Source organism: Halorussus lipolyticus (assembly GCF_029338375.1).
Classification (GTDB): Archaea; Halobacteriota; Halobacteria; order Halobacteriales; family Haladaptataceae; genus Halorussus; species Halorussus lipolyticus.
Map to the genome: position 1 here is coordinate 1,719,580 of NZ_CP119804.1, position 13,342 is coordinate 1,732,921.

A 13,342-nucleotide genomic window follows, 5' to 3' on the forward strand; every position below is an offset into this window, starting at 1 on the left:
GAAAAATCGAATCGTTCGATTAGTTGAACGTTCGTCGGGCGAGTCGCGTCACTGTCACGAGGATGAACACGACCGACAGCGCCAGAATCACCTGATTGAGGAGCGACTGGTCCAACCAGCCGACCTTCGGCGCGATTCGGTGCTGGAGCGTCGTCGCCAGCGGCAGGAGGAGGTCGATGTTGACCATCACCCAGTCCGCGAGCGCGAACACGCCCGCGCCGTTGAACAGGTAGTGGCCGACCAGCGACCCGACCCCGCCCAGCGCCGCGAGCGGTTTCAGACGACCCATATCCGGACCCTCCTTGCGAGCGCGACGGTCCCGCGCGCCAGTGCCGCCGCCAGTGCGGCGTAGACCACGAACAACAGCGCCGAGACCAGCGGCCCGGCCAGTCCCGCCGACGCTGCGAGGTCGAGGAGGCCGCTGTTCAGCGTCTCGAACACGTCCTCGACCGCTTGGCCAGCCGCCGCGCCCGCGCCCAGCACGTCGCCGCCCGCCGCGCCGAACGCCGACCGGACAATCGACCACTGCTCGAGGACGATGCCGACGACCTCCTCGCCGAGGTCGAGAATCCCGCCGACCAGCCAGCGCGCGACGACCTTGATGATTCGGTCCGACGGACAGAACACCCAGTCCGGTACCCAGCCGGGAACGCCCGGTGGAACGCACTCAGCCAAGGCGACGCACCCCCACGACGAACAGCCACATGACGAGGAGGACCACCGCGACCGTCACGATCCACGAGAACGGTCCGAACGTCGAGCGCGCCGCCGCCCAGTACGACCACCACGCTCGGGAAATCGCCGTCGCGCCGCTGGCGAACAACCCGTCGAGGAGTCCGACCGCGAACGTCCGAATCCCGTCGAGGCCCGTCTGAATCCAGTCCCCGAACCCGCCCAGCGACCCGATGTATCCGCGGTACCACGCGTACACCGGCCCGCCGACTACGACGCTGGCGAGCGTGCCCCATTTGATGCGTCGCCCCTCTACGAACGTCTGCGGGTAGCCTCGCATGGTCGTTACCTGAGTCCTCGGAACAGTCGGAGCGGCGAGAGTTCCATGCGTCTGATTGCCTCGGTGAACACCCAGAGGCCAGCAATCACTGCCAGCACGCCGACGGCGAACGTCGCCGGTCCGAAGAACCCGTATCGGCCGCCAGTGATGCTAAACGCGGTGTAGTCTGCCGACTCCGCGATTATCTGAATCGGCGACGTGACCACCGCGTCTACCAGTTCGCCGAGTCCTTTCCCGAACGCTCGGAAGGGCGCGAGAAACACCAGCCCGGCCGAGTCTATCGCGCCGATGAACGACTCGAACAACTGGTAGAGAACGCCGCCGATACCGTACTCTTTGACGAGACCAGCGAGGCCCGCCGTCGAGACGATTCCAGCCGCCGTTTTCATCGTCCGACCGGCGTCGGTTTCCGCTCGCTGGTCCCCGAGACGACGGCGTAGCGACTGTGTGTCCGGGTCCGAGACGTGAGCGGTAGCCACGGCGAGGGTGAACGACATCACCGGCATCCAAACCGGCACGTCGCCGAACAGCAACTTCACCGCCAGACTCACGACGACCGTCGTGAACAAGCCGACGAACAGGTGTTTCACCCAGTTTTGTCTTTCTGTCATGTCGCGGCCCTCCACTTAGACCAGACCCTTCGCCCACGCCGTGAGGAAACCAATCACGCCCGTAGCGACCGCCGCGATAGCGGCGAGAGGAGACCCGCCGGACGACTGAGCGTCGGGCACCTTCCCGCCGCCGCCCGAGTCCTCGACCTCCTTGCGGTCGGACTCTCGGAGGAGCAGGAACTCGCGGACACCGTAGACGACGCCCGAGGCCGCGGGGTCCTTCATCGTGACCGTCGCGCCCTCGCTGTCGAAGTTGGAGGTGTACGCCGTCCAACTGGAGTCGTCCACGTCCGCGAACGCCACGTCCTCGATGCCGGTCGCCAGTTCGACCGACTCGTAGCGTTCGGTGGGCACCGTCACGTCCTGCTTAAACGCCGGACTCTGCCAGTTCAGGTCGTACGCTTGGGTTAGCACGACCTTCCCTCGGGTTTCGAGTATCGAGTCGTACCCCACGCGGTCGGTCACGTCTCGGAACCGGTACTCGTAGTCGAGGTCCGCGTCCGCCATCGTGACTCGGACCGGGTACGAGAGGTCGTAGAACGTCGTTCCCTCCTCGGTGAACGCCTCGCTGAAGGTGTCGAGCGAGGTCGCCGTCACCTCGCCGCTCGGTTCGTACCGCTTGGTTCGCTCCTCGTCGTCCGTGCCCTCGTTCTGGAGGTAGGTCCCGAAGGTCCAGCGACCCATCTTCTCGGCGTTCAAGGCCGGAATTTGAACGGTCGCGTTGGCGTCCGAAACGCGAATTTCGACCTCGGCGAGGCCGTCGAACGACCCGTCGCCGTTCGCCACGGTCGAGAGGTCGCCGAACCGCTGTTGGGCCGTCTGACCGTAGCCCGTCGCGGTCGCCACGACGTTCGACTGCGTGGCGTCGAGCGACGACCCGATTTTCAGGACCTTCTCGTCGCCGTCGGAGTCCCGGAACACGAACTCGACCAGCGCGCCCGAGTCGAGCGACACCGTGTTGACCACGAGCTGGGCGAACCGCTTGGCCGCCGAGTCGGTAATCGCCGCGCCGAACGCCGTGAGGTCGAACGTCGCGTTCACCGTCTCGCCGTCGGCGACCGAGGAGGTCGAGACTTCCAGCGCCGGGGACACGTCGAGGTCCGCGCTCGACACCGAGATGCTACCGTTGGTCGCGCCGGTCGTACTCCAATGCGTGGGCGCGAGCGCGGTTACGTCGGTGTCCTTCTCGCCGTCGCCGTCCTCGTCGTACTGGGTCGAGCGCGGGAACGCCGACCCGTCGGCGAACTCGATCTTGTCCGCACGGAACGACACGACGTTCTCGGACTCCTCGCGGTCCACGGTGCCGCCGAGGGTCGAGGTCTCTCCGTTGTCGTTCTCGTAGTCGAGGAGCGCAGCGTCGTCCGTGCCCCACTCCGTGCGGTGGCGGGCCTTCTCCAGCGTCGCCTCGAAGTACGGGTTCGGCGCGTACGCCGAGTCCCAGTTCAGTCCGGACCGGCCGCTCGACCAGTCCGGCGTGTCGGTCGTCGTGGTGTCCTGTGCGAGCGTGTTGCTCCCGCTCAGCGCCTCGGCAGTGCCGTCTTCTCCAGTAGCGACTGCGTTCCCCGCTCCGGCCGCGGTCGCCGCCGCGCCAGCCGCACCAGCCATGAACGCGCGGCGCGTTACGCCCGCGCACGTCTCGCAGTTCTGTGCCTCTGCCGTCGCCGTCGAGTGGTTGTCAGTCATGGATTCGCTCGAGAAGAGTCGGTTGCGTGCCTGTTCGCCGGAGTCCTCGCTGGTCGTCATGCGGTCGCCTCCCGCCCGTCGGCCGGTTGACCGCGCAACTTCGCCGCGTGAGTCGGGCACAGCCACGTCGTCACGTTCCCGACCTCGACGGGTTCGGCGTCCCGGCCGCACCGCTCCGGGTCGTCGTCGGAGAAATCGACGTGCTGGCACCCGTCGCCGTCGCCGCGGTCGGTCACGGCGATGCCTCCTCGTCGCTGTTCTCCTCGTCGTAGTGTTTCCAATCTATCCAACGCGGTCCGTCGTCCTCCGAAAAGGAGGAGTGTGGGCGTTCTTGCCCGTCTTCCCGTGTCATGGGAGTATCACGACCGGAGCGACCGGTCGTCACACCCGCGTTGAACGACGCTGGCTATAGATTGTAGAAAAATTAGGAGCTACCCCAACGGCGCTACTCAGTTACTTTCGCTACCCTATACATTTATTAGAGAGACGGTTCGCAGGAAGTGCGGAGTAATCATGGGAATCAAACAGCGATTCGCCGATACTCGGACCGCTCAGGAAGGAGACAACGTGATTCAGGTGACGATTCCGAAGGACGTAGCCGAGGAGTTGGGCATCGAGGGCGGCGACGAAGTGCTTTGGACCGGCGAGGAGGGTTCAGATAGCGCGGAGATTCACTCTCTAAATTGAGATATATGATTAAGGGAAGTGACCTTCGCAGACGGTAGCATAACGGATGGTCTCGCCACTATCGTTTACGTACTGCATTGTGTAGTCTGATTTTTCTTGGCATCCGGGCACGCTACACTCATTTGTGGGTGTTTTGAACTCTTTTCGATGTCGCTGGCAAACTGCTCCAACTTTCTGCCCAGTATTATCATCGAATACCTCCCAGTCTGTCTCGGGTCTTGAGCAGAACACACAACCCATGAAACCGTTACTCATTACCTTTTGGCTTAACTGTATGGATGAAAACCAATTCTATTCGGGATCCTTTCTCTACGCGACTTCACGGGGTTGTAAGAACACAGAATCGAATCTCCGAAGACAGATTAGTAAATTATTTTCCTGAGTCGTAGGTTGACTCTATTACGTGAATCTTCAGACGTGGATTAATGATAACCTCTACGCAAACAGCATCCCGCGGCGAGTAGCCGCGTTTTCGCTGAAATTCGCTTTTGAGATAGCTGTCTCCAGTTTCCTCGCGTTGTTCGCTACGATTCCGATTTACTACCTCATCACCAACACTCAGTTCTCGATTCCCGCACAGGTAAACAGCGTCTTCGGACTCTGGATCGCCTTCAGTACGATTATCTTCAATCGAGCGTGGTGTCTACTCACGAAAAAAGAGTCAGTGGCTACTGGATGAACTGTCGTCGGTCCGTGAACTCCTCGACTGAGACGTTCCGAATCCCGTAGAGGCGTAGAACCCCGAGAACCGTCTTCCCGACCAGAGTACCAATCACTCCCGAAAGAGATTTGCCGAATTTTTCCCCGAGATAGGTATCGACTACAGGCACCAGTGCGGCCGTGAACAACGCGAGGAGAGACTGTCCGAGGTAGACCCCAACAAAAGTCGCAGCTGCTGTTGCTATCAGGAGGATACCCGAAATCATCCCGCCTACCACGAGATAGAGACCGAAAACTTGACTCATTATTTCAAGATGAGTCGGGTTTTCGAGTTCCTCAAAGCTCTCCCGAACTGTTTCTCCGTCCTCTGTTTCTCCATTATCCAGCATCCGGCCCACATTGTTGAGCATGAGTGCTGTTAGACCGACGAAAAAGTAACCGACCCCCGAAGGGTACCAAATCAGCAAAATCACCAAGGCCACCAAGGCACCCAGAAGCTCTAATACCCACTCGATGAGAGCAAACGCAAGAAATACGGTAGAGTACCGGGCTATAGCTTCCCCTACACCCGGATATTCGCTCATATTGAAGCCTTCACTCGGGAGGTTCTTTAACCCATTGCCGTTTTGCCGATATCGAGGCAAACACTTTTGACCCTCCCGATTAGCTGAAGGCCACAATTTTTGTTTAGACTGGGGGTTGCCCGTCGAGAGAAACGAATCCCGCTCGTTGCACAAGTCGAACGAAATCGGTTGTGCAACGAGCGACCCTCCGCGTCGAAACTCCGCCCGACTTCTGACGTGACCACCCCCTTCCGAAGGCCCGTTTATATACCAGCCGGGTTTGAGTGACCGCAGAATACTAGGTCCACGGGGAGGTTGTGCAACGAGTATGCGAATCGAAGCCACTGAAACGCGGAAACGGAAGTGGGCGAATCTGAAAGAAGCGACCGGGAAGGGCCACAAATCGACCGCGCTCGACGCCGCGGCCGACTACTACCTCAAGATGGCCGGGGACACCACGGCCGTGCCGGTCGGTGCGATAGAGGAACTGATGGAACTCGCCGTCGAGCAGGGTTCGGTGACGCCCGAGGAGATCGCCGATGTGCTGGGCACCGAGGAGTTGCCGGTCGAGGCCGAGACAAACTGGTCAGTTGGCGAAACTGAGTAGGAGCAGTTGTACTACTCTGGTAGTGCGTCGAAAATATTCCGCATGTGTTTATCTTCTGGGTTGTAGTGCGGGGGAGAACTGTCACGAATATCATTCTCAGAGATGGACACATTTCGCATCCGGTCAAGCCGAGCGAGTCGCCAGAAAGGTAGTTCATCTGGCATACCAGATTCACTATGTCCTGCAACTTGGTACGTCCGAAGTACTCGATGACCCGTTGAGACGTGAACTCCGTAACACCAAGGTTCGAATTCCCGTTCGTGGTATCTTCGCTCATCTTCTCCATTATATTCCAGTTCAAGAGTCTTTCTCCGGTCCATTGCCTCAAGAATTAGCGAATCAATTTCATCCAACGGTTGTGTCATAGTTTTATATTGAAATTAGAGCCACATATTTCTATTGGTTATCCGATATATGTGCAGTAATATTATCGCCGCCCTTCCCGCAGGTCGCTCAGGTACTGAACCACGGTGTCCTCCGAGACGCCGACCTCGCTGGCTATCCACTCCTCGCGCTGTCTGTGGACGACCTTCAGCCAGCCTGCGATAGCGGCGCGCGAGGCCGTGGCGACCCTCGTTGGCACCGCGAACGAGTCGTCGGCCCACGCTTCCCACTCGTCGCCGTCGTGGGCGCTCGGTCCGAACTCGGGCGGGAGTACGGCGAGCGATTCGACGCCAGCCGCGGCGAGGGTCGCCGCCAACGTCCGGGCGTTGCGGCGTCCGTCCGGGCCGTCGCCGACCTCAACGCGCTCGCGCCCTCCGACCTCCGAGACGTAGAAGCGGGTCGTGCCGCCCAGCGGCGAGGCGACGTTCTCGTACTCGACGCGGAAGGTCTCTCCGTAGGTGTCGGTTTTCGTCAGTTCGGCTGACATGAGATTCGGACGAACCGGGTCCCAAATATACGTTTCGTCTACCGGACGCCGCGAGCGTGAGTAGACGATTCGTCTACCCTGTCGAGATCCGCGGGGTAGATAATTCGTCTACCGACCGGGTCCGGGAGCGCAGCGCGAAATAGATAGTTCGTCTACCGACGATCGACGAGTCCCAATCGCGCGTAGTACTGCGCGGGCGCGATTAGTCGCCGAAGGCCGCGAGGTCGGTTTGGCCGCGGTCGCGGTCGAGGGCGTCGGGGTCGAAGTTACAGACCAATCGCTCGGTCGCGCCACAGTCGTCTTTCGAGTACGCGCCCATGTGGTGGTAGTGGTCGGTCGAGACGACGAACAGGTCCTCGCGGTCCGCGAGCGCCGCGGGGAGATCGTCGTAGGACACCAACCAGTCGGCGTCGAGGTCGGCCAGCGCGTCGGCGAGGTCGTCGTGGGCGAACTCGGTCGCGCGGTAGTAGTGTTCGCGCCCGAGGTAGGGCGGGTCGAGGTAGAACACGGCGTCCGGGTCGTCGTACTCGGCCAGCACGTCCCGCCAGTCGAGCGCGCGAATCTCGACCGCGGCGAAGCGGTCGGCCAGCGTCCGGAGTCGGTCGCGCGACCGCGCGGTCTGCCAGCGGCGCGCTCGCTTCTCGCCAGCGCGAAAGCCCGACCGGTGGGCTATCGCGGCGTTGTACTGGGCGTACCGGAGGAAGTAGAAGCGCCCGGCGCGCTCGACCGCGGCGTCGGCCCGCTCGCCAGCGTAGTAGGCGTCGGCCCAGCGGTCGAACCGCTCCTCGGTGTAGTCCACGTCGGCCAGCCAGTCGGCGAGCGCGTCCGGCTGGTCGCGGACGGTCTCGAAGAAGTGCGTGCAGTCGGTGTTCAGGTCGTTGTAGACCTCCTCGGGCGCGGGCGTCTTGTGGAACAGGACCGACGCCGCGCCGCCGAACACCTCGACGTAGCGTCGGTGGTCGGGAAAGTGCGCGCGAATCCAGTCGGCGAGTTGGGACTTGCCGCCGACGTAGGGGAACGGAGTTCGGAGGGTGGTCATGTAGGACCGAGAGAAACCGGGTGTGTGTTAAATCTGCGGGGTGGACGGATTGTGGATCGGAGAACAGTTATTCGGCTACATGAGATTTTTAGAAACACTTCAAGCTTGGCAAGCAGAATACAATAATCAGTTTCAGTAAAACTCTAATCAGCTTCTTCCTTTCGTCTACTTATGATATCCGGAAAGATAGTAGAATACCTTTCATCAAATCCGTTGACTGTGTTTAACACGTTACTTCTACTATTTACTGGTTATCTCAGCTACTCATCATATGTTTTCCAAACTCGTACCAGCATTCGAGAATCCTTAGAACAACTGGATGATGTAGAGTTCCGAAAGGGAAAGCTTCGACCAATGTTGCACTCATACGACCACTCTATTATTAGAAGCGCATGCATCGTAGAACTCAAATACTACCGTAACGGTCGAAATCCAGCAAGTGCGAACCAATTAGACGAGGCATTTCGATTTGAAAGGCATCGAATAGCAAAGATTCACGACGATATGAATCATGGAGAACCGTTCGATACAAACGTATTTTTATCCGCGGTTGAAGAGAGCATTCCTACATTGCCGAAAGTAACAGACACCCGAGTGACGGCTGATGGCATATTCATTGATATAGAATCGAGTGATGCAGTCTTAATTAGACGCCGAACGCAAGAGGTGTTAGAGTGTGTTTACCGGACTCTAAACGGAATCAATGAAGAAACTGTAGAAGAGCTAGAATTAGAGAGTGAAATTGAGTGAAAATACTAGTTCATCTGTGGTTCCATCTAGTGAGAAGAACCGTTGATACTGAGACTGCGGAATCTATTCACGCCGAGAGAGGTACACTAATCCGGCAACCATCGGTAGGCACACGCTCGCTATCGTGTAAATCAGCCCACCGCCGATACTGCCTCGGCCCTTCGCGTCGAGGAAGACCGCGGCAGGTACGCCGATCCACCCAATGCCGAAAAATGCCCATGCGCCCACGGGCGGTTGCCCACCTTGGAGCATGATGATAATTGGCATCCACCAGAGTCCGGTTGCTAAGACAATTTCCATCGTACGGTCTGTCCCCTCGCTTTCCTCGTTCGTACTCGGAGCGGGTGGATTGCTTGCTGTTCCGGAGACGGTGTTCAGCTCGTCGGTGACTTGATTCTCGTTTACCTTGTGTTCGTAGTCTCGGCGAACGTCACCTACCCAGTCGGGCGAGCAGTCGAGTATCGCGGCGATCTCCTCGTTGGTCTTGTCGGGATGCTCGACCGCGAGCGTCAGAATGTCCTCCTGTAAGTCCGTTAGGTCTATCATCTGGTCTTGTTCAGTACCTTGCAGAATCCTTATTTTAAATTTGTTGTACGAGTTTTCACCCCCTAGAAGAAATAGATCGGCATACCCGGTTCTCAAATCGCCAGAATATTGAACTTGTTCGAAATAGTGACCCTATATAATGTTCATCGTTTGCTGTTCAGAGTGCGGTGCGACCGAGGAAGACGGTGTGTTCGTCCTCAAAGAAGATACCGAATCACGAGAAACAAATCCAAATACAACCATTTCCGAAGACATCCGAACCACCTTCTACTGTGAAGAGTGTGAGCGTGAAGAGACGATAGATACTGGTATTCTGCCAGAATCGAAAGCCAACTACTTCGAGAGTCGGCGGACCTCAGTGGAAAATCAGCTATCGGTCCGTATTGACGATCAAGAGGTTCCTTATCGTGATGTGGACGAACAAGTCACTGAAAACACCTATTACACTCAAGAAGGTGTTCGCGGCACGTCGAGAGTACACCACGTCCATATCCATCTTCACGCTGAGAATATTCCGACTTTCTCGAAGGGAAAGCACTCAGTAGAAATCGGTGATTTTGTCTCAGAGGACATGATTCTCGGTGATATCCGATATCATGACGAGCGTAATCGAACGCTCAAATTTTTCCGATCTCTTGATGAAGATGTTATGGAGCCTCTCGATAAAGAAACAAACAATACTAGCAACGTCACCGCGGAAGAGTTTTAAATACGGTTCGTTCTGTTCTTTTTGTCTCTGTGTCCTATTTCCAAGGCACTCTTTCCACTTTCACTTTGGTCTGCATACATTTAATAGGATACATGTACTTACACCTAGCCGCCCGAACAAGTTAGTTCGGAGGAATGAATATGACTGAAGAACATCGATATTTGACCGAATCCAGCGACGGCGAGGAAACGTTTCGAATGGGGAATCACGACGACATTCCGTCCCCGGTCTACATACCCGAATTGAAAGGGGCAGAAGGGCTACACGCCCTTCTTGACCATGTAGATGCGCTCGACCAAACTAATCCGATCATGGTGCCTGCCGCGAAGTGGTCGTGGCTTCGAGACAAACCCGGTATCAAAACGCGGACAAACGACCGGGGGACCTACGTGGGCGACGAGGAGATCCAAGAACTCGAAGAGAATCATCCGCTCGTCTTCTACGACCCTCCCGAGCTGTACAACTACAAACTGACAAAGACGCTGACCAACTACCTGTTCAAACACAGCACGTGGGACAAAGAGTACTTCGAGTCGCTTCTCACCCAAGGAAAGCACTCAGACGCGTTTCGGGAACTCCCGGAGTTCATCCACCCCTTCCTCCACGCTAACATCAATCGACTCTTAGAAGAAGTCGATGGAGCGGCTCAGGTCTCACCCACTGACAAGAAAATCGACACGACCCAAGAAGCGTGGATTTCTCTCGAACCGGAGCACTTCGAGACGTACTTCCAAGTTCTCGCGGCGCAAGCGGACGAGCGGCCGAGTTCGGTCGTCATCCCTCCAGTTCCCCAGATGTCGCGCAACTTCAGCGACGAACTGGTCGAGGCATGGCGTCGGTCCAACGAGAAGATGGCTGAGGCAGTCGCTGGAAAAGACAGCGACTCGTACTTCCACCTCTACATGGACTACCAGTCGCTCGACCCGAACGCGAGTGACGACACCGCGTCGGAGTGTCTTCAAGTGCTGGAGCAAGCCCTCGAAGAAGGCGACTACGCGGGAATCGCGCTGACAGTCCACCAACCGAACAAGATCTGGCAGACGAACCGCGCGGCACGGATGCAGACGTTCGTCGAGGACCTCTCGGACATCGGGAGCGAGGTTGGGCTACCAATCATCAGTCCGCGGTCCGAGTGGTTCGGTTCCTTCATCACCGACCTCGGTGTGCAAGGGTTCAGTTCGCTCCTGAACGGTGCGTGGCAGTACTCTCGATACTCCTCGGGAGGAGGGCCGACGGGAGCCGACAAGTACGGCAGTACGATGATTCCCAACGAGGCCCGAGCACTGAAGCTTCGAGCGCAAGACGAGGACGACCTCGAAGGCTACCTCGACGCTAACGGGAGCCTCCCCAACGTGAAGGGACTGCCGTCAGTGCCCCCGACGTACGACGAGTCTGGCTCGAACGTCAAAGAGAAGTTCGGCACCTCGCCGGAGTTCCGGAAAACGTTCGGTAAGCCGCGCCGACTCGCGCACGTCGCCGAGGCCCAGCAGTTTAGAGAGGACCGAGCAGACGGTGTGACGAATCCCGCGAGGGAGTACCTACGGGACTCGGAGAATCCGTACGTCCAACTGTAGATTTCGTTTTTCTCTAAGAGTCTCGTCCTGTTTTGCTCTTCTCGATCACTTATTAATCACCTGCAATATGAAAGATGACAATAAAACTCCAATTTATCTGTTCAAATTCCTGTTGATAGTTTCGGCAAATTTATCACGAGTTAACTTATATTGACACGCTACGTGGCACCTGCACCGCTAAGTCTGGGCTCACTGATTCTTCTCCCACTCGTCTTACCCGGATTTGCTTTCGTGAAAGCATTTATACACGGTAATAAGGCAGTTGACGATTTGCCACGGGTGGATAAACTTGGATATGCTCTAAGTGCAGGGGTTTTGTCAGCGATGATATTGCTGATTCTTTTTAGACACCTAGGCGGTAACGAGCCGATTAGGCTCGGTGATACTCAAAATATCACATCCTTAGGATTGCTCACTGGAATTTTAATACAAACAGGATTGAGTTGTATCATGGGGTATTCCGCGGGGAAGGTTAAAAACAAATTCCACGGTGATACCGAGTGGACGTTTAGCGACAAACAACAACCGTGGGAATATACGAAATCAGAACTACGCCAAGAATACGTCACGATAGTCACCTCAACAGGAGACAATATTGAGGGTATAGTTGCCCGATACAATTCACTTGATGAGCAAGGTGACATCGTCATCTCCCCGTTGGCAAAAGACTCTCGAAAAGAGCGAGCTATTGAGAAAGAGAACAACGCGGCTTATCTCTCCCACAAGGACGTATCCCAAATTCACTTCCATGATCAGGAGAAAGAGGGAGAATACGCATCATTACCAAAAGGTGACATAGAGCCAGATGAAGTTCCGGAGTTTCAGGACTTAGATGATTCAGGGGAACAGGGTGATGAGGATCACTCTGAAGAAGCACCAGAGACGGAAGAAGCTAAGGAAGAGAACTAAAGAACACTCTCTTCTGCATAGTCCGGATAATTGTTATACACATATTCCAACAGACGTGATATAGGAACATCGTTGAAAGTCTGTTCTACAGTTTCGGCTGCTTCCTTCGCTTCTTCGGGCTCCGAATCTTCTAACTGCTGAAAGTGGGCGCGCCCCTCGTCCGTGAGATTATAGAGGTATTTTTTCCCGTTGGGAATCTGTTCTTGTCTTCTCTTAACGAATCCTTGTCGTTCAAGTCGCTCAATTTCCTCGCAGAGTTCTTTCGAGAATGGGCCGTAATCGTACGGTATATAATCGAATTTTTCAGGGACATTAAAGTCGTTCTGTATAAGAAAAATCAACTTCTGAAACCGTGTCCGTCCTTCCACACGGCCCTCTTCAGCCGAGTTCAAGATCGCCAGTGGAAGGAATTCTTTGGAAGTCATGTCCCTCTCTATTTGCAAGTTTGGCTGTACCGTATTAACATTTTGTGATAGTCCAGTAATTAGCTTTGTCGTAATTTCCCGCTATTGCTTGAGATAGGCCCTATAACGGATGTATCGGCCTATTTCCGTTCTACCTTTCTAACTCGCTCGCGTCGAGGTCGCCAGCGAGATACTGCTGTCCTTTCTGTGTAATTCGATAGTAGGAACCTTTCTCACGAACTTGCTCAACTAGTCCAGATTCCTCCAGCATCGGCAGACGACGCTTGATGGTCGAATACGAAATTCCTTCGTCCTCTAACTCAAAGTTAACCTCTAAACCCTTCTTATTGAGAGCGACGCCACTTTCCTCCAGCAGTTCAAGGATTTTGTCGTCGCTTCCCGTCATCCACGATGCGCGACGGCGTCGCATTGACTGGGACTCACAAGAGCAGAATATTAATGCCACCGAATAAATCAGATTGTGGACAAATATTGGGTCACTATGACCAAATAATTGGGCAAATTTTATTACCCTGCCATTTTCACTGGGCAGTACGGAGACAAAATCGCGGACCCGTCGCTCCCCGGCGGGTCCATTCAGAAAGCGGACCCCGATGTTAGGGGCATCGGGTCCGCGTGAGCCTCCGTAACTGGAGTACGGAAGCCATGTACGCAAACACGACGACGGGACTTGAAACTCCCGCACGACGACGCGCA

At 56.3% G+C, this 13,342-nt stretch carries 18 protein-coding genes; 6 read left to right on the plus strand and 12 right to left on the minus strand.

All coding sequences use genetic code 11. The features are described from left to right. Window positions 1-19: 19 nt before the first annotated feature. From P2T57_RS08720 to P2T57_RS08745, 6 genes are read right to left on the minus strand one after another with little or no spacing between them, the layout of a single operon-like run. Window positions 20-289 carry a hypothetical protein gene (locus P2T57_RS08720; protein WP_276298803.1) on the minus strand — a complete coding sequence of 90 codons (270 nt, stop codon included), beginning with the start codon at window positions 287-289 and terminating at the stop codon, window positions 20-22. Then, a complete protein-coding gene (locus tag P2T57_RS08725) occupies window positions 277-675 on the minus strand; it encodes a hypothetical protein (protein WP_276298804.1) in 399 nt (132 codons plus the stop codon). Before P2T57_RS08725 ends, P2T57_RS08720 begins: the two co-directional genes overlap by 13 nt. Next, window positions 668-1,012: a hypothetical protein gene (locus P2T57_RS08730; protein WP_276298805.1), complete on the minus strand. Its 345-nt coding sequence runs from the start codon at window positions 1,010-1,012 to the stop codon at window positions 668-670. The genes P2T57_RS08725 and P2T57_RS08730 overlap by 8 nt, the downstream gene beginning before the upstream one ends. Window positions 1,013-1,017: 5 nt before the next feature. After that, entirely contained in the window at window positions 1,018-1,623 is a 606-nt protein-coding gene (locus tag P2T57_RS08735) for a hypothetical protein (RefSeq protein WP_276298806.1), read from the minus strand. 15 nt (window positions 1,624-1,638) lie between these two features. Then, complete coding sequence (locus P2T57_RS08740) at window positions 1,639-3,366, minus strand: hypothetical protein (protein ID WP_276298807.1); 1,728 nt, start codon at window positions 3,364-3,366, stop codon at window positions 1,639-1,641. Next, window positions 3,363-3,542: a hypothetical protein gene (locus P2T57_RS08745; protein ID WP_276298808.1), complete on the minus strand. Its 180-nt coding sequence runs from the start codon at window positions 3,540-3,542 to the stop codon at window positions 3,363-3,365. The genes P2T57_RS08740 and P2T57_RS08745 overlap by 4 nt, the downstream gene beginning before the upstream one ends. Window positions 3,543-3,819: 277 nt before the next feature. On the opposite strand from P2T57_RS08745, the gene P2T57_RS08750 reads away from it, so the two are divergent. Together P2T57_RS08750 and P2T57_RS08755 are read left to right on the plus strand one after the other, a co-directional pair. After that, entirely contained in the window at window positions 3,820-3,993 is a 174-nt protein-coding gene (locus tag P2T57_RS08750; RefSeq protein WP_276298809.1) for an AbrB/MazE/SpoVT family DNA-binding domain-containing protein, read from the plus strand. Between the two features lie 403 nt (window positions 3,994-4,396). Next, window positions 4,397-4,672 carry a hypothetical protein gene (locus tag P2T57_RS08755; RefSeq protein ID WP_276298810.1) on the plus strand — a complete coding sequence of 92 codons (276 nt, stop codon included), beginning with the start codon at window positions 4,397-4,399 and terminating at the stop codon, window positions 4,670-4,672. On the opposite strand, the gene P2T57_RS08760 is transcribed toward P2T57_RS08755, so the two are convergent. After that, entirely contained in the window at window positions 4,662-5,237 is a 576-nt protein-coding gene (locus P2T57_RS08760) for a hypothetical protein (protein ID WP_276298811.1), read from the minus strand. The genes P2T57_RS08755 and P2T57_RS08760 overlap by 11 nt on opposite strands. 307 nt (window positions 5,238-5,544) lie before the next feature. Here P2T57_RS08760 and P2T57_RS08765 point away from each other — a divergent pair, with 307 nt between their 5' ends. Further along, window positions 5,545-5,823, plus strand: coding sequence for a hypothetical protein (locus P2T57_RS08765; RefSeq protein WP_276298812.1), 279 nt, complete (start codon window positions 5,545-5,547; stop codon window positions 5,821-5,823). Between the two features lie 427 nt (window positions 5,824-6,250). Here the strand turns inward: P2T57_RS08765 and P2T57_RS08770 are convergent, their stop codons facing one another. The 3 genes from P2T57_RS08770 to P2T57_RS08780 form a co-directional block, all read right to left on the minus strand. Then, window positions 6,251-6,694: a hypothetical protein gene (locus tag P2T57_RS08770; protein WP_276298813.1), complete on the minus strand. Its 444-nt coding sequence runs from the start codon at window positions 6,692-6,694 to the stop codon at window positions 6,251-6,253. A 202-nt stretch (window positions 6,695-6,896) separates the two neighbouring features. Continuing rightward, window positions 6,897-7,733 carry a DNA adenine methylase gene (locus P2T57_RS08775; protein ID WP_276298814.1) on the minus strand — a complete coding sequence of 279 codons (837 nt, stop codon included), beginning with the start codon at window positions 7,731-7,733 and terminating at the stop codon, window positions 6,897-6,899. A gap of 813 nt (window positions 7,734-8,546) precedes the next feature. Next, window positions 8,547-9,029, minus strand: coding sequence for a hypothetical protein (locus P2T57_RS08780; protein WP_276298815.1), 483 nt, complete (start codon window positions 9,027-9,029; stop codon window positions 8,547-8,549). Between the two features lie 187 nt (window positions 9,030-9,216). On the opposite strand from P2T57_RS08780, the gene P2T57_RS08785 reads away from it, so the two are divergent. The 3 genes from P2T57_RS08785 to P2T57_RS08795 all read left to right on the plus strand — a co-directional run bounded on the left by P2T57_RS08785 (window position 9,217) and on the right by P2T57_RS08795 (window position 12,221). After that, a complete protein-coding gene (locus tag P2T57_RS08785; RefSeq protein WP_276298816.1) occupies window positions 9,217-9,738 on the plus strand; it encodes a hypothetical protein in 522 nt (173 codons plus the stop codon). A 311-nt stretch (window positions 9,739-10,049) separates the two neighbouring features. Then, window positions 10,050-11,312, plus strand: a complete 1,263-nt coding sequence (locus P2T57_RS08790) for a hypothetical protein (protein WP_276298817.1) — start codon at window positions 10,050-10,052, stop codon at window positions 11,310-11,312. Window positions 11,313-11,474: 162 nt separating this feature from the next. Next, the gene (locus P2T57_RS08795) at window positions 11,475-12,221 is read left to right on the plus strand and encodes a DUF6338 family protein (RefSeq protein ID WP_276298818.1); all 747 of its coding nucleotides are present in this window, start codon (window positions 11,475-11,477) and stop codon (window positions 12,219-12,221) included. Here P2T57_RS08795 and P2T57_RS08800 read toward each other — a convergent pair. Both P2T57_RS08800 and P2T57_RS08805 read right to left on the minus strand, forming a co-directional pair. Further along, window positions 12,218-12,646 (minus strand): hypothetical protein, encoded by a 429-nt coding sequence (locus P2T57_RS08800; RefSeq protein WP_276298819.1) that lies wholly within the window; start codon window positions 12,644-12,646, stop codon window positions 12,218-12,220. The genes P2T57_RS08795 and P2T57_RS08800 overlap by 4 nt on opposite strands. Before the next feature lie 130 nt (window positions 12,647-12,776). Further along, the gene (locus P2T57_RS08805; RefSeq protein ID WP_276298820.1) at window positions 12,777-13,031 is read right to left on the minus strand and encodes a winged-helix domain-containing protein; all 255 of its coding nucleotides are present in this window, start codon (window positions 13,029-13,031) and stop codon (window positions 12,777-12,779) included. Window positions 13,032-13,342: the final 311 nt, after the last annotated feature.